General features: G+C 72.4%; 11 protein-coding genes. 2 read left to right on the top strand and 9 right to left on the bottom strand.

Annotated features, from left to right (window positions below; all coding sequences use genetic code 11):
• Positions 1-50: 50 nt before the first annotated feature.
• Positions 51-263 (bottom strand): MbtH family protein, encoded by a 213-nt coding sequence (locus CP982_RS39245; protein ID WP_150514854.1) that lies wholly within the window; start codon positions 261-263, stop codon positions 51-53.
• 168 nt (positions 264-431) lie between these two features.
• Between CP982_RS39245 and CP982_RS39240 the strand changes: the two genes are divergently transcribed.
• Positions 432-1,547, top strand: coding sequence for an alpha/beta hydrolase-fold protein (locus CP982_RS39240; RefSeq protein ID WP_150514853.1), 1,116 nt, complete (start codon positions 432-434; stop codon positions 1,545-1,547).
• Between the two features lie 99 nt (positions 1,548-1,646).
• Here the strand turns inward: CP982_RS39240 and CP982_RS39235 are convergent, their stop codons facing one another.
• The 7 genes from CP982_RS39235 to CP982_RS39205 all read right to left on the bottom strand — a co-directional run bounded on the left by CP982_RS39235 (position 1,647) and on the right by CP982_RS39205 (position 20,549).
• Positions 1,647-3,347 (bottom strand): ABC transporter ATP-binding protein, encoded by a 1,701-nt coding sequence (locus CP982_RS39235; protein ID WP_150514852.1) that lies wholly within the window; start codon positions 3,345-3,347, stop codon positions 1,647-1,649.
• Positions 3,334-14,292 carry a non-ribosomal peptide synthetase gene (locus CP982_RS39230; RefSeq protein WP_229879070.1) on the bottom strand — a complete coding sequence of 3,653 codons (10,959 nt, stop codon included), beginning with the start codon at positions 14,290-14,292 and terminating at the stop codon, positions 3,334-3,336. The genes CP982_RS39235 and CP982_RS39230 overlap by 14 nt, the downstream gene beginning before the upstream one ends.
• Before the next feature lie 80 nt (positions 14,293-14,372).
• Positions 14,373-16,160: an ABC transporter ATP-binding protein gene (locus CP982_RS39225; protein WP_150514851.1), complete on the bottom strand. Its 1,788-nt coding sequence runs from the start codon at positions 16,158-16,160 to the stop codon at positions 14,373-14,375.
• A 2-nt stretch (positions 16,161-16,162) separates the two neighbouring features.
• On the bottom strand, positions 16,163-17,215 hold the full coding sequence (locus CP982_RS39220) for an iron-siderophore ABC transporter substrate-binding protein (protein ID WP_150514850.1): 1,053 nt from the start codon (positions 17,213-17,215) through the stop codon (positions 16,163-16,165).
• Between the two features lie 314 nt (positions 17,216-17,529).
• Positions 17,530-18,369, bottom strand: a complete 840-nt coding sequence (locus CP982_RS39215; RefSeq protein WP_150514849.1) for an ABC transporter ATP-binding protein — start codon at positions 18,367-18,369, stop codon at positions 17,530-17,532.
• Positions 18,370-18,414: 45 nt separating this feature from the next.
• The gene (locus tag CP982_RS39210; protein WP_184924866.1) at positions 18,415-19,476 is read right to left on the bottom strand and encodes a FecCD family ABC transporter permease; all 1,062 of its coding nucleotides are present in this window, start codon (positions 19,474-19,476) and stop codon (positions 18,415-18,417) included.
• A 14-nt stretch (positions 19,477-19,490) separates the two neighbouring features.
• On the bottom strand, positions 19,491-20,549 hold the full coding sequence (locus CP982_RS39205) for a FecCD family ABC transporter permease (RefSeq protein WP_150514847.1): 1,059 nt from the start codon (positions 20,547-20,549) through the stop codon (positions 19,491-19,493).
• A 349-nt stretch (positions 20,550-20,898) separates the two neighbouring features.
• Here CP982_RS39205 and CP982_RS39200 point away from each other — a divergent pair, with 349 nt between their 5' ends.
• The gene (locus tag CP982_RS39200; protein WP_150514846.1) at positions 20,899-21,846 is read left to right on the top strand and encodes a methionyl-tRNA formyltransferase; all 948 of its coding nucleotides are present in this window, start codon (positions 20,899-20,901) and stop codon (positions 21,844-21,846) included.
• A gap of 155 nt (positions 21,847-22,001) precedes the next feature.
• Here the strand turns inward: CP982_RS39200 and CP982_RS39195 are convergent, their stop codons facing one another.
• A complete protein-coding gene (locus CP982_RS39195; RefSeq protein ID WP_184924863.1) occupies positions 22,002-22,709 on the bottom strand; it encodes a hypothetical protein in 708 nt (235 codons plus the stop codon).
• Between the last annotated feature and the right edge of the window lie 63 nt (positions 22,710-22,772).

The raw sequence follows: 22,772 nt of genomic DNA, 5'->3' as shown, positions 1-22,772 counted from the left end.
TAGACGCGGCCCGCGCCGCGGTCGCGGGCGGGCCGAGCGGCTCGACCTCGTCAGGCGTCCATGGCCGCGGCGAGGGAGCGGGGGCGCAGGTCGGTCCAGTGGGACTCGACGTACTCCAGGCAGGCGTCGCGCGTGTTCTCCGCGAAGACGACCGTCCATCCGCCGGGGACCTCGGCGAACGACGGCCACAGCGAGTGCTGGCCCTCCTCGTTCGTCAGGACCAGGAAGCGGCCTTCGGTATCGTCAAACGGGTTGGTGCTCATGTTCGTTGTCTCCTCGGGATCGACGGGCCGGCGTCAGCCGCGTCGAGCATGCGAATCAGCTCGTCGGCACGCGCCGGAAAGAGAGAGGCGCGCCACGATTAGGTTAGGCTCACCTAATTAAGATTAGCCTATTCCTTCCCCATCCCTCTCACAAGGAGCGGTCCTGTCGTGACGGAACCTGCCTCCGGCGCCACCGCCGGAATCGACGACACCTTCGACGAGTTCGGACTGCCCGGCGCGCCCGGCAGCGACACGTTCTGGGCGGCTGTCGGAGCACCCGTGTCGGTCCCCGCCGACGACGGCGGCTGGGTGACCCTGTTCCTGTGGCGCGGCTCCTCCCCCGCGAGCCTCGACTTCGAGAGCTGGTCGGAGCCGGTGCCGCTGCGCCGCTGGGACGACACGGACTGCTGGTACGCCGCGGTGCCCATGCCCGCGCGGCTGCGCGTCACCTATCAGTTCCGCACGGACGACGCGGCGTACGCCGATCCCTTCAACCCGGTCGGCGCGGGCGGCGACCGCTCCATCGCCGCCACCCCGGACGCCCCGGACCAGCCGCACTGGCCCGTCGTCGGCCCCGACGACGTCCTGCCCCTCCCCCGCACCCGGCTGCGCTGGACCAGTGAACGGCTCGGCGGGCGGCGCACGGTGCGCGTGCACGCCGTGGACGGCGGCGGCCCTGTGGTGCTCCTGCTCGACGGGGACGACTGGCTGTATCTGCACCCGGCCGCGGCGGCGTTCGACGCGGCCGCCGCCAGTGGCGAGATGCCGCCCTGCACCCTCGTCTTCCTCCCCGCCAAGGACAGGGCGGCCGAGTTCGGGTGCGCGCCGGCGCTGTGGGAGGCGGTCCGCGACGAACTCCTGCCGCTGGTCGCGGAGTCCGGCGTCCGCGCCGACCTGGACCGGCTCGTGGTCGCGGGGCAGAGTCTCGGCGGCCTGAGCGCGCTGTACGCGGCCCTGGAGTACCCGGACCTGGTGTCCCGCGTCGCCTGCCAGTCCGGGTCGTTCTGGTGGACGCCCGAGGCCCTGGACACGGCGGACCCGCTCGGCGGCCCGGTCGGCGGCGCCGTCGCCGCGCGCCTGCGGGAGCGCCCCGACCTGACCGGCCTGCGGGTCGCGTTCGACGTGGGGGAACACGAGGCGCGGATGCTGCCCCACTGCGAGCTGACCGAGACCCTCGCCGAACAGGCCGGTGCGACCGTGCGGGTCTCCCGGTCGGCGGCGGGCCACGACCGCGCGGGCTGGCGGCAGGCGCTGCTCCGGGACGTCGCCTGGGCGCTCGGCTGATCACCTGACGAAGGCGGCCCGCACGCGGCGGGCCGGACACGGCTCAGCGGTTCCGGGGAGGTCGTCCACCTCCCCGGAACCGCTGAGTGCGTCATGAGGTCACCGCGCCACGGCCAGGCAGTACCCCTCATCCGTGGCGAGCAGGTTCCGGTGGGTGTCCTCGGCGGTGATGACGCCGTCGTCCAGGACGAGCACGCGGTCGGCGGCGTCCAGGAGGGCCGGGCTGCTGGTGATCACGATGGTGGTGCGGCCCCTGCGCGCCTTCGCCACGTTGCGCGCGATGAGCTGCTCGGTGACCGCGTCGACAGCCGTCGTCGGGTCGTGCAGGACCAGGACCTCGGTGTCGGCGGCCAGGGCCCGCGCCAGGGAAAGGCGTTGGCGCTGCCCGCCGGAGAGGTTCGCGCCGCGGTCACGGACGGTGTAGTCGAGGCCGTCGCGGTGCAGGGCGACGACGTCGGTCAGCATCGACGCCTCGACGGCCTCGTCGACGCGGCGGCTGGTGCCCGACGGGTCGATGTTCGTGCGCAGGGTGCCCGCGAAGATCTCCCCGTCGTACGGGTTCACCAGGATGTGCTCGCGCACGGACTCCATCGACAGGTCCGCGACCTCCTGGCCGCTGACCCGCACCACGCCGTCGTACGCGTGCGGCGGGACCTTCACGGCGAGGACCGACGCGAGGTCGGCCGCGCCGCGCGGCTGATAGGGCGCGATCGCCACGAACTCACCCGCCGCCACCTGGAACTTCAGCTTGCGCAGCGAGCCGTAGCGGACGCAGTCCACCTCCAGGTCGCCGCCCGGGGCCGGGCGGCCGGGGCCCGGCGTCGACAGCGGCGGGGCGGAGAGCACCAGGGACATGCGGGCGGCCGAGGCGCGCGCGATCATCACGTACTTGGGCATCTCAGAGAACATCTTGAGCGGCTCGATGATGAACTGCGCGAGGCCCACGGCCATCACGAGCTCCCCGATGGTGATCTGCCCCTCGAACGCCAGCCACCCGGCCGTGATGGACACGGCGGCGGCGAGGATCGCGTTGAGGGCCAGCGCGGTGCCCGCGTACACGCCGTTCACCCGGGCGACAGTGATCGCCTGGTGCTTCGCCTCCGTGCTGACCTTCCGGTAGGACCGGAACGCCGCGTGGTTGCCGCCGAAGCCGTGCAGCGGGCGCAGCCCTGTGATCAGGTCGGCGACCTTCGCACCCGCCCGCGCCACACGGGCCTGCTGCTCCTGGGTGCTGGAGCCGATCCGCTTCGACATCACGCTCAGGACCGACAGGATCGCGACCGTGCCCACGACCACCAGGAGGCCGAGCCGGAAGTCGGCGAGGCCGAGGGCGACCGCCGCGACCACCACCGCGACAAGGGAGCTGATCAGCAGCGGCACCACCTCGACGATGTCGGCGGTCTGGTCGGCGTCCTCGGTGGCGATGGTGAGCACCTCGCCGGACTTGAGGTCGACGTCCCTGGCCACCGGCTGGAGGCCGCAGGACGCGACCTTCACGCGCCAGCGGTGCGCCTCGGTGGTGTTGGCCTTCTGCAGGACGCGCATGCCGAACCGCCACGACAGCGAGACCGTCGTGATGATCACGGCGAGCGCGCCGATGGACAGGCCGAGGGCGCCGAGGCTCCGGTCCCTCATCGTGTGCTCGACGATCAGGCCGAGCGCGATCGGGAAGGCGGTCTCACCGGCCTGGTACAGGCCCATGAGGACGGTACCGGCGGCCATGGCGCCGACGTTGCGGCGCAGCGCGGTGCGCAGGATGTCTGCCCCGGGGCGGGGCCGCTGCTTTTCAGGAGTGGTCATCGAGGTGGCGGGCAATCGCTTCGGGGGTTCGTAGGGTGAACAGGTCGCGGATGGTGATCACAGGTCCGAACTCGCGGCGGAGCAGCCCGTTGAGCCGCACCGCCAGCATGGAGTGCCCTCCGAGGGACACGAAGTCGCTCACTGCGCTCACCTCGTCATCATCCAGGTCGAGTGCTTCGGCGAAGTACTCGCACACCAGGGTCTCGGTCTCGGTCTCCGGACGCCGCTCCGTCGCCGTGGTCAGCGCGCCGAGCGGCTTGGCCTCCGGCAGCGCCTTGGTGTCCGCCTTCCCGTTCACCGTCAACGGGATGCTGTCGACCTGGGCATAGTGCGTCGGGCGCAGGAAGTCCGGAAGACCCGTGCCCACCTCGGCCGCCACCGCCGCGAGGTCCGCGCCGTCGAGGACGAGGTACGCGGCGAGCCGGTACGCGCCGTCGACCTGCGGGTCGGGCTGAGCGACCGCGGCCGCGAAGCGCACCGCCGGGTGCGCGGCGAACGCGGCCTCGACCTCGCCGAGTTCGACGCGGTGCCCGCGGATCTTGACCTGCTGGTCGGTGCGGCCCAGGTACATCAGGTTCCCGTCGGGCCGCCGCACCACCAGGTCGCCGGTGCGGTACATCCGCTGGCCGGGCGCCCCGAACGGGCACGCGACGAAGCGGTGCGCGCTCTGGGCGTACTGCCCGAGGTAGCCGCGGGCGATGCCGATGCCCGCCACGTACAGCTCACCGGGTACGCCGTCCGGCAGCGGCCGCAGCCACGGGTCGAGGACGTACGCGTCGGTGTTGTCGATGGCCACGCCCACCACCGGGTCCTGGCACTCGAAGGTGCCGACGCCGAGGGTGTTGATGGTGTACTCGGTGGGTCCGTAGAGGTTGTAGCCGACCGTTCCCTCGGTCTCGGCGAGCCGCTGCCAGAGCGTCGGGGTGACGGCCTCGCCCCCGAGGAGCACCAGGGCCGGGCGCCGTTCCGGCTTGTCGAGCAGGCCCTCGGCCACCAGCTGCTGCGCATAGGTGGGGGTCACGTTGATGACGTCGATCCCGTGCTCCAGGCAGTACTCGACCAGGCGCGGCGCGTCCCGGCGCAGCTCCTCGTCGCAGATGTGCACCTCGTGCCCGTCGGCGAGCCACAGCAGCTCCTCCCACGACATGTCGAACGCGAACGACACGGTGTGGGCGATCCGGAAGACCCGGTGGCCGTGGTCGGCGAGGACCGGCTCGAAGATCCGCCGCTGATGGTTGACCAGCATGTTGGTGAGCCCGGCGTACTCGGTCACCACGCCCTTGGGCTTTCCGGTCGAACCGGAGGTGTAGATCGTGTACGCGGGGTGCCGCAGCCGGTCCGGGTCCTCGGGCGCGAACGTCACGTACGGCTCGGCCGGGGGCAGCGGGCGGTCGAGCTCGATCAGGTCGCCGGTGAGCCGGGGCGCCACGGCGCTCACGGTGAGGATCACCTCGGGCCGTGCGTCGTCGACGATCGCGGCGATCCGCTCGTCCGGGTGGTCGAGCTCAAGGGGGACGTACGCGGCGCCGACGCGCAGCACGGCGAACAGCGCCACGATCGAGTCGAGGGAGCGCGGGATCGCGAGACCCACGGTCGTCTCGGGGCCGATGTTCCGGGCGGCGAGCACGCCCGCCACCGCGCGGCTGCGGTCCCGCAGCTCGGCGAACGTCATGGTCGCGCCGTGGGCGACGAGCGCCACCCGCTGCGGATCCCGGTCGGCGGCACGGTCGAACCGGTCGACGACCGTGTCCGTGCCGACGTCCGTGCGCTCCACGGGCCGCGGCTCCTCGCCGAGGCCGGGCAGGGCGCCGACGGGACCGGTCGAGCGGGCCAGGTCCTCCAGGACGCGCACGTAGTCGCCGAGGAGACGGCGGGCGTTGTCCGGGTCGCCGTCGCGGTGCTCCAGCTTGACCGTCAGGCGGTCGCCCGGCGTCACGACCCAGGTGAACGGATAGTGGGTGGAGTCGTCGGCCTTGACCGAGGTGATGCCGTGCCGGGAGTTCATCGCGGCGAACGCGTCCATGTCCAGGAAGTTCTGGAGCACGAAGAGGTTGTCGAAGAGGGTGTCGTGTCCGCTGGCGCGCTGGATCTCGCCGAGGCCGACGTGCTCGTGCTCCATCGCCTCGACCCGGGCCCGCTGCACGGCCTCCAGGTAGTCCCGTGCGGTGTCGTCGGGGCGGGCCCGCGTCCACATGGGCACGGTGTTGAGCAACACGCCGACGATGTCGGACAGGCCCTCGCCGTCACGGCCGGAGACGGTCACGCCGAACACGGCGTCGGCGCGGCCCGTGTGGGCGCCGAGCAGCAGGCCGAACGCGCCGGTGAGGAGCGAGTTCAAGGTCACGCCGTGTGCCTTGGCCGCGTCCCGCAGCAGGTCCGACTGCTCGGTCGTGAGGGTGTGCACGAGGGCGTGCGGCAGGTCGTCCGACAGGGCCGGCGCGGCTCCCGCGAGCAGCGTCGGGCCCGACAGGCCCGCCAGGTGCTCCGCCCAGAAGCGTTCGGAGACGACGGGGTCCTTGGCGTCGAGCGCCCTGGCGTAGTCCTCGAAGCTCGGCGTGGCGGGGGCCGGGTCGAGGGACTCGCCCGCGCGGAGGGCCGCGTAGGCGTCGAACAGGTCCCGCAGCACGATCTCGCGGGACCAGCCGTCCCACAGCAGCAGGTGGTAGCTCAGGAGCAGTCCGTCGCCGCCGTCGGGCCTGCGCACCACGGTCAGGCGGATCAGCGGCGGCTCGGCCGGGTCGAAGCCCGTGTCGCGGTCCCGGGCGCGCAGGTCCTCGACCTCCGCGTCCGTCGCCAGGTCGACCGTGCGGACGTCGACGCGGCGGCTCGCCGCCTTGAGGACCTGGACCGGGTTGCCGTCGTCGTCGGTGGCGAAGCCCGCGCCGACGACCGGGTGGCGCCACATCACGTAGGACATCGCCCCGGCGAGCGCGTCGGCGTCCAGGCGCCGGTCGAAGGTGAAGTAGCTCTGCGCGACGTAGTGTCCGGCCGTGCCCGCCATCTGGGCCTGGAAGAACAGGCCGCGCTGGAGGGGGGTGACCGGTGCCGTGCGCTCGGCCGTCGTGGCGGCGTCCGCGAGGTGTTCGAGGGCGCCGAGCCAGTGCTCGGTGATCTCGTCGGGAACGCCGTCGGCGAGGGTGAAGGCCGCGTGCAGGCTGCCGGTGGCCGCGTCGGTCCAGGCGTTGACCTCGACGGCGTAGGGGCTGCCCTGGTCGCCGCCGGTGAGGTGGAGCGCCTGGGACTCGCTGCCCCGGCCGAGGTAGTTGAAGAGGACCTGCGGGCGGGCGGTGAGCAGCGGGGCCGTCTGCGGGTTGAGGTACCTGAGCTGGCCGTAGGCGAGCTGTCCGTGCTCGTCCGGCTGGCGCTCGGCGACCTCGCGCGCCGCCGCGACGGGGTCGGTGTGCGCGCTCAGGCGCACGGGCGCGATGGCGGTGAACCAGCCGACGGTGCGGGTGTAGTCGTGGTGCTCCTCGACCGGGACCCGGCCGTGCCGCTCCAGGTCGACCGCGAGGTCGGTGGGCGAGGCCTGGATCCGCGTCAGCGCGGTGCGCAGCGCGCCGCACAGCAGCTCGGTGAGGTCGACGCCGAGCGCGGCGGGCGCGGTGCGCGTCACACGGTCGCTCGTCTCGGGGGCGAGCACGACGGTCCTCTCGCGCAGCTCGCCCGCCGCCGGGAGCAGGGCGGGCGCCCGGAGCGTGTCGACCCAGTGCCCGAGGCCGTCGAGCGTCTGCGTGGACCGCAGCGTCAGGGCCTCGGCGTACTCGGCGTAGGACGTGGTGGGCGGTGCCAGGTCCGCGCCCTTCATCGCGGTGGCCAGGTCGTCCAGGAGGACGAGCCAGGACACCGAGTCGACGGCGAGGTGGTGCACGGTGACGACGAGGGTCCTGCTGGCCTCCAGCCAGGCGAACGCGATGACGTCCCCGGATGCGGGGTCGAGGCGTCCGGCGGCGTCGTTCGCCACGGCCGTCGCGTCGCTCGCGGCGGTCTCGTCGGGTCGTACGACAGTGACGTCGCGGGCCGGTTCGGTGCGCAGGGTCCACACGCCGTGCTCGGCGCGCAGGCACAGGCGCAGGGCCGGGTGCGCGGCGACGACGGCGTTCGCGGCGCGCTCGGCGTCGGCGAAGCCGGTGCCCTCGGGCGCCACCAGGGTCCGGGCCTGGGCGAACCGGGCGAGGGAGCCGCCCAGTTCGCGCTGGCGCAGGATGATCGGCGTCGGGGTCAGCGGGCCGTCCTCGCGGCGGGCGGGCGCGGCCGCGGCCGCCGTGGCCCGCGGCGCCTGCGCCTCCAGGTGCTCGGCGAGGGCGCGCGGCGTCCGGAACAGGAACACGTCGCGGGGCGCGAAGTGCAGACCGAGCGCCCGGCCGCGGTTGATCAGGGTGATGGCGACGATGCTGTCGCCCCCGGCCTTGAAGAAGTCGGTGTCACCGTCCACTGCGGAGCCGGGCAGCGTCTCGGCGAAGAGGTCGACGAGGGTGGCGAGCACGGCACCGCCCGACGGGGCACCGCTCCGCGCGGCGCCCGTGTCCGCCGGCGTGTCGTCCTCGGCGGCGCGGGCGATCAGGGCCTTGCGGTCGAGCTTGCCGTTGACGGTCAGCGGCAGCGCGTCGAGTTCCAGGACCCGGCCCGGCACCATGTGCACGGGCAGCTTCGTGGCCAGGAGCGCGGCGAAGTCGCCGGGCACACGGCCCACGACGTGCGCGACCAGGTGGTCGCCGGTGTCCGCCACGGTGACGGCCGCGTCGATGACGCCGTCGAGCTCCCTGACCGCGGACTCCACCTCGCCGAGCTCGATGCGGAAGCCCTTGAGCTGCACCTGGTCGTCGGCGCGGCCCGCGAACTCCAGCTCGCCGTCGAGCGTGCGGCGTGCGAGGTCGCCCGTGTGGTACATGCGGGAGCCGTCGGCGGCGAAGGGGTCCGCCACGAACCGGCCCGCGGTGAGCCCGGGCCGCCCCAGGTAGCCGAGCGACACCTGGTCGCCTGCGACGTAGATGGCGCCGACGCGGCCCGGGGGCACCGGCCGGAGCCGGTCGTCGAGCAGATAGGTCGCCAGGCCGGGGATCGGACCGCCGATGGGGCTGACGTCGTCGCCGGCGCCGAAGTCCTCGGCGGTGAGCACCCGGTGGGTGACGTGGACGGTGGTCTCGGTGATGCCGTACATGTTGACGAGCTCGGGCGCGGCGGTGCCGTGCCGCTCGACCCAGCCGCGGAGCCGTCCGAGGTCCAGGGCCTCGCCGCCGAAGATGATCCGGCGCAGCGCGGTGACCGGCTCGTCGGCGAGCCGGTCGGCCTCGACGAACTGGTAGAAGGCCGACGGGGTCTGGTTGAGCACGGTCACCGCGCGCTCCCGGACCAGGCGGTGGAAGTCGACCGGGGAGCGGGTCAGGCCGTACTCGGGCACGAGGAGTTCACCGCCGTGCACGAGGGCGCCCCACAGCTCCCAGACCGCGAAGTCGAAGGAGTAGGAGTGGAACTGCACCCACACGTCGTCGGGGCCGAAGTCCATGTCGGCCCGCGTGTTCGCGAGCAGCGTCACCACGCTGGAGTGCGGGACGACGACGCCCTTGGGCCGTCCTGTCGAACCGGACGTGTAGATCACGTACGCGGGGTCGTGCCAGTGGGCCTCGGGCGCGGGTCCTGCCGGGGCCTGCGGCAGCTCGTCGCCCTGGACGAGCACGCGGGCCGGGACTCCGGCGCGGGCGAGGAGGCCGGTGAAGCGGTCCCGCTGGTCGGCGTCCACGAGGACGACCTGCGGGGCGGCGTCGGCGAGGACGTACTCCAGGCGGTCGTCCGGGTACGCCAGGTCCAGGGGCACGTACGCGCCGCCCGCGCTGACGATGGCGACCAGGGCGACGACCTGCTCGACGGAGCGCGGCACCGCGACGGCGACACGCTTGCCCGGCCCGACTCCGGCGGCGCGCAGGGTCGCGGCCAGGGCGTCCTTGGCTGTCGTCAGTTCGCCGTAGGTCAGCGACCTGGTGTCGCCGTCGAGACCGCACTGGGTGACGGCGGTGGCGTCGGGGTCGCGGAGCGCGGCGGCGTCGAAGAGGGCGCCCAGGGTCGTCGGGGTGACCGGGTCCTGAGTGCGGTCGCTCGCGGAGGCCAGGTCGTCGACCAGGGCGTCCGGGCGGGTGAGCAGGCCGGTGAGGGTCCGGGTGAAGGCGCCCAGGATCGTCTGCGCGGTCGCCTCGCCGAGGAGCGCGCCGTCGTAGATGAGGTTGAAGCGGGGCCGGCCGTCGAGGGCGCGCTCCACCACCAGCGTCAGCGGGTAGTGCGGGGCGCCTTCGTTCACGATGTCGGCGATGACGAGGGTGTCGTCGGGCCGCCGCAGGGCCTCGACGTCGGTCGCGACGTCGAAGACGACCAGGGTGTCGAACAGGGAGCCGGAGCCGGTCTGGCGGCCGATCCTGGCCAGCGAGACGTGCTGGTGCGGCAGGACCGCACTCTGGTGTTCGCGCACCGCGGCGAGCAGGTCGCGGGCGGTGGTGTCACCGGTCCAGCGGGCGCGCACGGGAATGGTGTTGATGAACAGGCCCACCATGTCCTCGATGCCGGGCACGTCCGCGTCGCGCCCGGAGACGGTGGAGCCGAACACGACGTCGTTGCCGTGCAGGATGCCGCCGAGGGTGATCGCCCAGGCGCTGTGCACGGCCACGCTCAGCGGCACGCCCGCCGAGCGGACGGCGGCGTCGATGTCCTCCTGCGGTTCCACGACGGTGTCGGCGAACCGCTCGGAGGGGGTGTGCCCCTCGGCGACGAGGGAGGCGGCGGGCAGCTCGGCGAGTTCCTCGCGCCAGACCCGGTCGCTCTCGTCGTCGTCACGCGCGTCGAGCCAGCGCACGTAGTCGGCGAAGCCGCCGAGCGGGTAGACGGTGCCGGGCGCGTGGTACTCGGCGAGGAGCGCGCGGAGCATCGGCGGCACCGACCAGCCGTCGGCGATGATGTGGTGCACGGTCTGTACGAGGACAGTACGGCCGGTGCGGCCGGAGCCCGCGCGGATGAGCGTGTAGCGCATCAGCGGCCCGGTGGCCAGGTCGAAGCCCGCCCGCCGGTCCTCCTCCGCGTACGCGCGGATCTCGGCGTCGGTGATGCCGGGCCGCTCCAGGGTGGTGAAGGGCGCTTCCACGCCGCTGTCCAGGACGGAGACGACCCGTCCGTCGGCGAGCGCGACGAAGCGCGCGGCGAGGTTGGGGTACAGCGTGAGCAGCCGGGTGGCCGCCGCCGCGAGCCGGTCGGCGTCCACCTCGCCGTCCAGGGTGAGGAGCTGCTGCTCGACGTAGGCGCCCGCCGAGTCGTCGTCGAAGACGGAGTGGAAGTACAGGCCTTCCTGGAGCGGGGTCAGCGGCAGGACGTCCCGCAGCGCCGGGCCGTCCAGGGCGTCGACGTCGGCCTGGGTGAGGGGCACGAGTCCGAAGTCGCTGGGCGTGTGGCCGCCCTCGTCGAGCGCGGCGAGGCCCGCGAGGGCCTCCTGGAAGTAGCCGCCGATGGTGGTGATGTCCTGGTCCGTGAACATCCCGTCGGGCCAGGAGATGGTGGTGACCAGCTCGTACTCGCCGCTCGCGGCGGGTTCGGCGATCGCGTTGAACTCCAGGGCGCGCGGCAGGCGCATGGCGGGGTCGCGCTTCTCGCCGAGCTGCCCGGTGGTGTGCGCGAGCTGCCAGTCCCCGGCGGCGCCCGCGTCGAAGCGGCCGAGGTAGTTGAAGAGGACCTGCGGCGCGGGCGCGTCGAAGGCGGTGTCGGCCAGGTAGCGCAGGGCGCCGTAGGAGACGCCGTTGCTCGGCACCCGGGCGAGGTCCTCCTTGACCGCCTTGAGCGCGGCGGCGAGGTGGGCGGGCGCGGTCGGGTCGGGCGCGGCGCCGGGGTCCACGGTCACCGGGAACAGGGTGGTGAACCAGCCCACGGTGCGCGACAGGTCGGGCTCGAAGCCGACGGCGTCGGCGACGAACTGGCCCTCGCGGCCGTGGCCCTCCAGCTCGATGTGGGCGAACGTCTGGTCCTGTCCGAGGTCGCGGCGCCACCGGGCGAGGGCGACGGCGAGCCCGGTGAGGAGGACGTCGTTGACGCCCGCGTGGAACTTCGCGGGTATCTCGCCGAGGAGCGCGGCGGTGACCTCGGCGTCGACGGAGACGGTGCGTATTCGCTCCCGTGCCACGGTGTCGGCGTCGGACAGGGCGCGCCTGCCGACCGGCTCGTCGACGGCCGGCAGGGGCCGCTGGAAGTAGGCGCGGTCCGCCTCGAACCCGGCGCGGTCCAGGAGCTGTGTCCAGCGCCGGAACGAGGTGCCCACCGGGGGCAGTTCGAGGGCCTTGCCCTCGGTGCTCTGCCGCCACGCCGTGGCCAGGTCCTCCATGAGGACCCGCCAGGACACGCCGTCGATCACCACGTGGTGGGCGACCAGGACGAGCTGTCGTGCCGCGCGGCGCCAGACGGCGCGGAGCATCACGCCGTCCGCCGGGTCCAGGCCCTCGGTGGCGAGCGCGACGCACTCCTCCAGGGGCCGGTCGCTCTCCTGCCAGTCCGCGGTGGCCCGGTCGGCCTCGGGGATGTCGAAGCTCCAGCGCTCGCCGCGCACCAGCCTGGCGCGCAGCATGTCGTGGCGGCCGACGACGGCGGCGAGGATCGCGTCGAGGGTGTCGGCGGTCAGGTCCGCCGGGGTGTTGAGGACGACGGACTGCACGAAGCCGTCGACGGCGTCCGTGGTCTCGCCGAGCCACTGCACGATGGGCGAGCCCACGACGGCGCCGGTCGCGGTATCGCCGTGGTCCACGGTGGCGACGTCCTCACGGCTGGCCACCGCGGCGAGGGCGCCGAGGACGCTGTTGCTGAAGATCTGCCGTGCCGTGACGAACAGGCCCGCGTCGCGCAGCGCGCTGAGCAGCGAGATCGCCAGGATGCTGTCGCCGCCGAGCTGGAAGAAGTCCTGGTCGGCGCCTACTTCGTCGAGCTGGAGGAGCGCCGCGACCGTCGCGCACACCACGCGCTCGTTCTCGGTGGCGGGTGCGAGAAGCGCGCCGGTGCCGATCACGGGTTCCGGCAGGGCGTTGCGGTCGAGCTTGCCGTTCGCGGTGAGCGGGAACTCCGCCATCACGACGACGTGGGCGGGCACCATGTACTCGACCATGTGCGCGGTGGCCCACGCCTTGACGTCGTCGGCCCGCAGGTCCTCGCTCCCGGCGGCCGGGATCACGTATCCGACGAGGTAGGTGCCGCCCGCCGCGTTCTTCTTCGCGACGACGCAGGTGTGCCGCACGCGGGGGTGCTCGGCGAGGCCGGCTTCGACGTCCTCGATCTCCAGGCGCATGCCGCGGATCTTGATCTGGTTGTCGGCCCGGCCGAGGAAGTCGAGGGAGCCGTCGGGGGCGAACCGGGCGAGGTCGCCGGTCCGGTAGAGGCGGGACCCGTCGGCGGCGAAGGGGTTCGCCACGAACCGGGACGCCGTCAGACCGGGGGCGTTGACGTAGCCGCGGCCCAGCAGGAATCCGCCCACGTAGAGCTCGCCGCCGACGCCGACCGGCACCGGGCGCAGCTCGTCGTCGAGGACGTACAGCTGGGTGTTGGGGTTGGCCTTGCCAATCGACGTCGACAGGCGCTCGGCCTCGCCCCGGTAGATGACGTGCGAGACGCCGATCGTCGTCTCGGCCGGGCCGTAGCCGTGGTACATGGGGATGTCGAGCCGGGTGCGGAACCGTTCGTACAGCTCCGGGGTGAGCACCTCGCCGCCGCACCACACGTGCCGCAGGCTGTCCAGGCGCCCGGAGTCGCCCGCTATCTCAAGGAGCACGTCCAGCATGGACGACACCAGGTACGTGAAGGTGACGCGCTGCTCGGCGATGACACCGAGCAGGTGGTGCGGGTCGCGCTCGCCGCCGGGCCGCAGGACCACGAGGCGGCCGCCGCACACCAGCGGCAGGAAAATCTCGTTGATGGAGATGTCGAAGGACAGCGGCGCCTTGAAGAGGGACGCGTCGTCGTGCCCGAAGCCCAGGATCTCACCGACCTGCCAGAGCAGGCGCTCGCTGATCGCCTCGTGCCGGATCATCGCGCCCTTGGGCCGTCCGGTCGAGCCGGACGTGAAGATCACGTATGCCAGGGCGTCGCCGAGGACCGTGATCCCGGTGCCGCCCGCGGGGTAGGAGCCGTACGCCCAGTCGCCGAGGTCGACGGCGACGGCGTCCGGTTCGCTCGGGTCGTGCGCGCCGGAGTCGTTGAGCTGGAGCACGACGCGGGCGTCGGCGATGACGACGGCGCGGCGCGCGGCGGGCCACTGCGGGTCGAGCGGGACGAACGCGCAGCCCGCCTGGAGCACGCCGAGCAGCCCGATGACCATCTCGGCGGAGCGGCCGAGCGAGATGCCGACGACCTGTTCGGCGCCGAGGCCGCGCTCGATCAGGTGGTGGGCGAGCTGGCTGGACAGCTCGGCCGCCTCGCCGTAGGTCAGCGAGCGGTGCTCATCGACGATGGCGACGGCGTCCGGCCGGGTCCGCGCCTGCTCGAGGAACATCTCCACGATGGTCGGGCGGACCCGGTCGGCCCGGGTGTCGTTCCACTCGGCCAGCGCTTCGAGGCGGGCCGTGACGCTGGACGGGCCGATGGAGCCGAGCGGCCGGTCCGGGAAGTCGGCCAGGTCGTCGAGCGCGAGCTGCGCGTCGGCGAGTGCGACGTCCTCGGGGACGGCGATGCTCCGGCCGTCCGCGGCGGCCTCCCAGCCGGTCGGCGCGAGGCCGCCGTTGTCGACCCATGCGAGGACGTCGGCGAAGAGCGTGCCCGCGGTGAGGTCGATGCCGTCGGGGCCCTGGCCCGTCGCCCAGTACGAGAGACCGATGGCGCACGCTTCGGCGATGGTCCGGTCGGAGTGGTCGCCCGTTCGACGGCGTACGTCGGCCAGGGCCGCGGGAGAGAGCCGTACGCGACGAGCGCCCGGTTCCATCGTCGAAGACTCAGCGTTCATCGAAGACTCAGCGTTTCCTTCCAAGGAACGAACGGTGACCTGACCGTGGTCAGGGGTGTCCTGACCACGGTGAGGGTTGCCTAACTACCTTCTCGCCACGCCTGCCACAGCCGCGCGTACCGGCCGCCCAGGGCCACCAGTTCGTCGTGGGTGCCCAGCTCCACGACGCGGCCCGCGTCGAGGACGGCGATGCGGTCGGCCGCCATGGCCTGCGTCAGGCGGTGCGCCACGAACAGCGTGGTCCGGCCCGCGCACGCGGCGCGCACGGCCCGCTCGAGCTCGGCGGCGCCCTCGCTGCCCGCCTCCGCGGTCGACTCGTCGAGCACGACCACCGGCGAGCGGCCGAGGACCAGGCGGGCCAGGGCGATATGGGCGACCTTGGTGACGTCCAGGCGCTCGCCGCCCTCGCCGACCAAGGTGTCGAGGCCTTCGGGCAGGGCCTCGACCCAGCCGTCGGCGCCGACCGTGCGCAGTGCGTCCATCAGCTCGGCGTCGGTGGCCTCGGGCGCGGCCAGGCGCAGGTCGTCGGCGAGCGGGCCGGAGAACACATGGGTCTCCTGCGTCAGGATGCTCACCAACGCGCGCGCTCCGGCCTCGTCCAGACCGGCGAGGTCGGTGGTGCCGATGCGCACCGATCCGGCCTGGGGGGTTCCGATGCCCGCGATCAGCGCGGCCAGGGTCGACTTGCCCGCGCCCGTCGCGCCGACGAGGGCGAGCGAACCACCGGCGGGGATCGTCAGGTCGACGTCCTTCAGGACCGGTTGCTCGGTGTCGGGGTAGCTGAACGTGAGGCCTCGCACCGTCACTGGGTGCGGCGTGGTGTCCGCCGGGGTGACGCCCGCGTCGCCGACGAGGCGCTCCTCCGCGGGCTCGCCGAGGACACCGACGAGCCGGGTCAGGCTCGCGCCCGACTTCTGCGCCTCGTCGAAGGTGAACATGATGGCGCCCAGCGGGGTGAAGAGGCGGTGGAACATCAGCGGGGCCGCCGCCACCTCGCCCAGGCTCGCGGCGTCGGCCTCCAGGAGGGCGTACCCGACCACGAGGATCAGGACGAGGCCGATGAACTCGGCGCGGTTCTCCCTGCCGACGAAGCGGCCGAAGAACCGGAACACCTCGATGCCGTAGTTGCGCACGCGCCACGACTCGTGGGTGACCTGCTCGCGGACGGAGTCCTCCAGGCGGTACGCCCGGACCGTGTCGATCCCGTTCAGGCCGCTGATGAGCGCCTGTGCGCGGTCGGCCTGGGCCACCCGCTGCTTCTTGTAGAGCGGGGCGGACCGGGGCAGGTACCAGCGCAGGGCGAGGGCGTAGGCGGGCAGCGCGCCCGCGCCCGCCAGGCCGAGCCGCCAGTCGAGGCCGAACATGCCGACGGTGGCGATGAAGACGAGGACGCCCGCGGAGAACACCGTGGGGATGGCCATGCGGATGCCCTTGGAGAGGACGGCCACGTCGTCACCGACCCGGGACAACACGTCTCCCCGGCCGACCTGTTCGACCCGTGCGCTCGGCATGCCGAGCACCGCGCGGACGGCGCCCTCGCGCAGCCGCGCGAGGAGATCCGCGCCGAGCCGCCCGATCAGGTACGTCGACACCGCGGTGGCCACCGCGCCGAGCAGCGCGGCGGCCCCCATCAGCACGCCGACCGTGAGCAGGACCGAGCGCGACTCGCCCTCGACCACCCCGTCGACCACGCGGCCGAGCAGCAGTACCGGGAGCACCTGGAGGGCTGCTCCGACCACCGTGGTGAGCACGGTGGCCGTCGTCAGCCAAGGGATCTCACGGCAGTGCGCGGTGACCCATCGGGTGGCCTCGCGGCCGGTCGCCGTGCGCAGGGTCGCCGGGGCGACCCTCGTAGCGGTAGTGCTCACACCTAGCCGACCGACTTGACGAGTTCGTCGATGGCGTAGGGCATGGAGAGCAGGGTGCCCTGGGAGATGGCGGCGCCGACCGCGGGGCCCTCGCTGTCCAGCAGGTAGGAGACGTTGCCCTTCTTCACCGCGTCCAGGTTGCTGAAGAGCTCGGACTTCTTGAGCGCCTTCATGTCCGCCTTGTCGTTGATGACGAAGATGCGGTCGGTGTTGACCAGGTCGATGCGCTCGGGCGACAGGACGGTGAAGAACTTGCCGTCCGCGACCTTGTCGATCTTGGTCTGGTACTTGAAGCCGATGCCCGTCACCAGGCGGCCGCGCACGTCGGTGGAGGTGAACGGCGCGACGGAGTTCTTGTACCAGGACAGCGCGACGGCGTCCTTCTTGGCGAACTCGGGGTGCGCCTTCTTGGCGGCGTCCAGCTTGCCCTGGATGCCGTCGACGAGCTTCTCGCCCTTCTCGGCCTGGCCGAGCGCCTTGGCGATGTGCAGGGCGTTGTCCTGCCACGGAGCGCTGAACGGCTCCTTCTCGCCCTTGGTGCGGCCCACGGTCGGGGCGATCTTGGAGAGCTTGTCGTAGGCGGCCTTGTCGATCTCGGAGTACACCGCGATGATCAGATCCGGCCGCAGCGAGGCGATCTTCTCGAAGTTGGGGCCGGAGTCACCGTTCTTCATGATGACCTCGGGCTTGGTGTCGCCCCACTTGTCCTTCACCCAGGGCCACTGGGTGTTGATGTCGGGGGACTTGCCCGCCGGGTTCGGGTACTGGTCGGTCATGCCGACCGGCTTGGTGCCGAACGCGAGGACGGTCTGGTCGTCGGTGTAGCCGACGGTGACGACCCGCTTGGGGGCCTTCGATATCTTCGTGGATCCGAACGCGTGCTCCACGGTGACCGGGAACTTGCCGGCGGCGGCAGCCGGAGCGGCGTCGTTGCTGTCCTTGTCCGACTTGTCCGAGCCACATCCCGCGAGGAGTCCGACGCCGAGGGCCGCGGCGGACACCACGGCCGCCATCCGCCGCCAGGGCCTCATGGTCGTCGTTCGATGGAGATGCATCCGAGATCCCTTGCTTTCACGCTGTCCGGTGCGCCCCTGTCTCAGGGCAGCCAAACCTTACCTTGCGGTTGTGAGGTAAGCCTAGCCTAACTTTCAACTTGTCTGTGCGCGGGGCCCGTCGGGCCGCTCGTGCGCGGACGCGGTCCCGCCGCAGGTCGGGCCGGGTCGGAGCGGCACGAAGGCACTCCGGGGGCGCGCAGGTGCGAGGGCGCGCCACACGGGAGGGGGCGCGGCCACACGGCGCACGGAGGACTTCCGCGCGCCGGGGCCCGGGGGCCCGTCGACCGCCCGGCACGGGCGCGGCTCGGCTCGGTTCAGTTCAGCTGCACGTGCGTGCGGCCGATCGGCACGATGAGGGGCCTGTCCCCTACCGGGTCGTCAATCACCCTGGCGCGCAGCCCGAACGCCTCGTACAGCAGCTCGGAGGTGATGACGTCGCGCGGGTGCCCCTGCGCCAGGATCGTCCCGTCCTTCATCACGACGAGGTTGTCGCTGTAGCGCGTGGCCAGGTTGAGGTCGTGCAGGACCATGACCACGGCGCACCCCGACTCGTGCAGGTCGTCCACGAGGTCGAGCACGTCGACCGCGTGCGCCAGGTCCAGATACGTCGTCGGCTCGTCGAGGAGGAGCAGGTCGGTGCCCTGGGCCAGGGTCATCGAGATCCAGACGCGCTGGCGCTGCCCGCCGGAGAGCGAGTCGACGGGCCGGTCGGCCAGATCGGACACGCCGGTCATGGCGAGGGCGCGCGCCACGACGTCGGCGTCGTCCGACGACCACTGCCGCAGCCAACTCTGATGCGGGTGGCGGCCCCTGGCCACCAGGTCCGACACCGTCAGGCCCTCCGGCGCGACGGGCGCCTGCGGCAGCAGGCCCATCTTCTTCGCCACGTCCTTGGTCTTGAGCCGGACGATGTCCTCGCCGTCGAGGACGACGGACCCCTTGGTCGGCTTGAGCAGCCGCGACAGGGTCCGCAGCAGCGTCGACTTGCCGCAGCCGTTGGGGCCGATGATCGTCGTGATCACCCCGGGCGGTATCGCCACGTCGAGATCGTCGATGACGGTCCTGGCGCCGTAGCCGACGCTGACCCCCCTGGCCGTGAGCCGTGCGGCGTCGTCGACGTCGGACTCGATCTCGGTGATGTACTGAGTGACCACAAGCCCCCCTCTGCGCATTTAGGTATGCCTCACCTTTGTATCAGGCTATTTGAGGTTCGCCCGCACCAGGAGGTAGATGAGGAAGGGGCCGCCCACCGCCGCGGTGACCACGCCGACCGGGAGTGTGATCGGCAGGGCCTCGCGCGCGACCAGGTCCGCGCCGATCAGGAGCAGCGCCCCCACCATGCCGGAGGCCACGAGGGGCGGCGTGGGGCAGCGCGCGAGGCGCATCGCCACCTGCGGCGCGACCAGGGCCACGAAGGGGACCGGGCCCGCGGCGCTCACCGCGACGGCGGCCAGCAGGACCGCACACAGGAGCAGGATCGCCCGCACGGCCTGGAAGCGGACGCCGAGGCCCGCGGCGACGTCGTCGCCGAACTGCAGGGGTTTGAACTGGAAGGCGACGCAGGCGACGACGGCCAGGAGCGCGAGGGTGCACCAGAACGCCACCCAGACCTCGTCCCACGACCGGTTGTCCAGGGAGCCGACGAGCCAGGACTGCGCCTGGACCACGTCCTTGATGTCGGCCTTGACCAGGAGCCAGGTCGTGATCGCCTCCATCACCGCGCTCACCGAGATGCCGATGAGGATGAGCCGGAAGCCGTCGATCCCCCGCCGCCAGGCCATGAAGTACACCAGCAGGCCGGTCAGGAGGCCGCCGCCGAGCGCGGCCGCGGACAGGCCCACGGAGCCGACGACCGCCGCCGACGCCCCGCCCGACACCGTGAGCAGGAACACCGAGACCGCGCTCGCGCCCTGCGTGATGCCGAGGACGTCCGGGCTTGCCAGCGGATTGCGGGCGATGGACTGGGTGAGCGCGCCGGACACCCCGAGCGCGATGCCGACGACGAGCCCGGCGAGGGCGCGCGGCATCCGCAGATCCATGATCACGAACTCGTCGACCTGTTCGCCCCGGCCGAAGATGGTGGCGATCACCCGGGACAGGTCGACGGGGAAGTCCCCGATGCTGATGGACAGGCAGAACACCACGAAGGTCGCCACCGTGAGGACCAGCGTGACGAACGCGACCCACGGCCGCCACACGAACGACACCTGGCCGATCCGTATGCCCGGCGCCACCGACGACTTCACATCTGTCCCGTTCACGACGTCCGCCCCGTTCACGCGCTCTTGAACTTTCCACGCCACACCAGCACCGCGAAGAACGGGGCGCCGAGCAGGGAGACGACGACCCCCGCGTCCAGCTCGCCCGGCCGCACCACGACGCGCCCCACGATGTCGCAGACCAGCAGCACGACGGCGCCGAGCAGACCGGCGTACGGCACCAGCCAGCGGTAGTCGGGGCCGGTCACGTAGCGGGCGATGTGGGCCACCATGAGCCCGAGGAAGGCGATGGGACCGCACGCCGCGGTCGCCGCGCCCGCGAGCAGGGTGATGGCGGCGATGCCGATCGTCCGGCTCAGCGCGATGTTCACGCCGAGGCCGCGCGCCACGTCGTCGCCCAGGTTGAGCAGGTTGAGCGCGGGCAGCGTGATCGCCGCGAGAGTGAGGCCGACCGCCACGAATCCGGCGATGGGCCAGATGACCTCGAACTTGACCCCGGACACCGAGCCCGAGTTCCAGAACCGCAGCGCGTTCAGGGACTTCTGGTCCGACAGGGCGATGGCGGTGGTCATGGCCGTGAGGAACACCGTGATGCCCTGCCCTGCGAGGGCGAGGGTCAGCGGGTTGCCCGCTCCCCTGCCGATGCTCGCGAGCCCGAACACGACGACCCCGGCGACGGCCGCCCCCAGGAAGGCGAACCAGACGTACTGGAAGGGGTTGGAGAACCCGAACACGGCGATCGCCGACACCACGGCGAAGGAAGCGCCGGCGTTCACGCCGAGCAGGCCCGTGTCGGCGATCGGGTTGCGCGTGTACCCCTGGATCAGCGCCCCGCCGACGCCGAGCGCGATGCCCGCGACGATCGCGAGCACCGTCCGGGGCACCCGTACGGTCTGCACGATGAGCCTGATCTCATTGAGCCGCTGATCGGCGTCCGGCGAGGCGAAGAGGCCGTGCCACACCTCGGTGGGGCTCAACGCGCGCGCACCGACGGCGAGGGACGCGGCCGCCGCGATCACGAGGACCGCCGCCAGCACGCCCAGACCCACGACCCGCCGTCGGCGGGCACCTGATGAACCCGTGGGCGCAAGGCGCTCAACTGCAGTTATGCCCATGCGACGTACGTTATCCCTTTGCTCGGGCGGGGACGCACGGCCTGTGGGGCACCTCGCGCCCGGCAAGGGACGCACCCACGACTCCGCCCCCGCCCTGGTCCCCTGGCAGAGCGCTGCGGCGCGCCCGCCACCCTAGCTGGCGGCGGCTCCCGACCGGTCGGCACCCGGACCGACCCCTCCTCATTTCACTTAGGCTAGCCTAAGCTAAACTCGTACGCGGGTCGAGGGGGCGGTCGCCGTGCGCGAGCACCGGCACCGGACAACTTCGGCACCCCGTGCGGCCATTGCACACCAAGGTAAGCCTTGCTTTACTTGCCGCCGGTCAATCCCTGCTCTGAGGAGGAACCCCATGCGGGTCGTCATGTTCGGTTACCAGACCTGGGGGCACCGCACCCTGCAAGCCCTCCTGGACTCCGAGCACGACGTGGTCCTCGTCGTGACGCACCCCAAGAGCGAGCACGCCTACGAGAAGATCTGGAGCGACTCCGTCGCCGATCTCGCCGAGGCGCACGACGTGCCGGTCCTCATCCGCAACCGTCCCGACGACGACGAGCTGTTCGAGCGCCTCAAGGAGGCCGACCCGGACATCATCGTGGCCAACAACTGGCGGACCTGGATCCCCCCGCGCATCTTCGGCCTGCCGCGCCACGGCACGCTGAACGTCCACGACTCGCTGCTGCCGAAGTACGCGGGCTTCTCGCCGCTGATCTGGGCCCTGATCAACGGCGAGACCGAGGTCGGCGTCACCGCGCACATGATGAACGACGAGCTCGACGCCGGTGACATCGTCCGGCAGGAGGCCGTGGCGGTCGGCCCGAAGGACACGGCGACCGACCTCTTCCACAAGACGGTCGACCTCATCGCCCCGGTCACCACCGGCGCGCTCGACCTGATCGCCTCCGGCGAGACGGAGTTCACCAAGCAGGACCGCTCCCAGGCGACCTTCTTCCACAAGCGCGCCACCGAGGACATCCGCATCGACTGGACCTGGCCGGCGCAGGACCTGGAGCGCCTCGTCCGCGCCCAGTCGGAGCCGTACCCCAGCGCCTTCACCTACCACAAGGGCAAGCGCCTGGAGGTCGTGGCCGCGGTCGTCTCGGAGGGCCGCTACGGCGGCACGCCCGGCCGTATCTTCTACCGCGAGGGCGAGGGCGTGGTGATCGTCGCCGGGGCCGACGCCCGCACCGGCCGCAACCACGGCCTGGCCATCACGCGCGTACGGACCGAGGACGGCCGCGAGCTGTCCGCGGCCGAGTACTTCACCGCCATGGGCGGGTACCTCACCCAGCGCCCCTGACCCCGACGCGCCGATCCCGCCTCCTCGGTGCCAGGGACCGGCCGAACACGCCGCCGCGCGGATCCCGGTCCGCGCGGCGGCGCTGTCATGCGTGCACATAGCCCTCTATATACGGGTGAAAGGGGTGAACCAGCGGCTCCGCCGCCTCCAGGCCGTTACGCCCCAGAGGTGGCGGCCGTGCCGCCGGTGGAGCCGGGGCCGCCCGGGGCGCCCCCGCCGTCGGCGCCGTCACCGTTGACCCGCCTCGCGCCCGCATCACCGCCCATATCGCCCTCATCTACGCGCACTAGGCGATATCCCCGCTCGAACCGCGGGCGGCCGCGGCGGTCCGCCTTCTTGGTGCGCGCCCGGCGCGCGGCGGCGAGGAGGGCGGCGACCTCCGGGCTCTTGCGGCGCAGCCGCAGAAAGGATTGTTCGGACCAGCCGCCGAGGGCGGCCGCCGCCGACTGGACGGACCCCTCCCTTATGGCCTTGAGGACCACGCGCAGCGCGGCCGGACTGAGCCCGGAAACCGCGACCTCCGCCCGGGCGGCCCGCTCGCGCTCCCGCTCCGCAAGCTCCGCCGCGGCCGTCATGGCCGCCGCGAAGGCGGGGTCCTGCTCCTGCCAGTTGCCGAGCATCCGAGGGGACACGCCCGCCGCCACGGCGCACCCGGCGGGGCCGAGGCCGAGCGCGGCGGCGCGCAGCGCGTCGGCGCGGCGCACGGCGGTCTCCTCGCGCAGGCTCGGGTCGCCCCGCAGGGCATGCGATAAGGACCGCTCGACGTCTTCTTGCGCGTCGAGGCCCGCGACCACACCATCGGCCCAGGCCTCGAGCCGGTGCGCACAAGCCGCGCGCCGACGTTCCACCCGTCTCTCGTCCACCCCACCCACCACCGTTAGAACTTAGGCTAGCCTCACCTAACAATAGCTCGCGCAGGACGAAGA

Origin of the sequence: Streptomyces spectabilis (assembly GCF_008704795.1) — a bacterium.
Lineage (GTDB): Bacteria > Actinomycetota > Actinomycetes > Streptomycetales > Streptomycetaceae > Streptomyces > Streptomyces spectabilis.
Note: the sequence above shows the minus strand (reverse complement) of the source record. Positions and strands in the feature narration are given on the sequence as shown.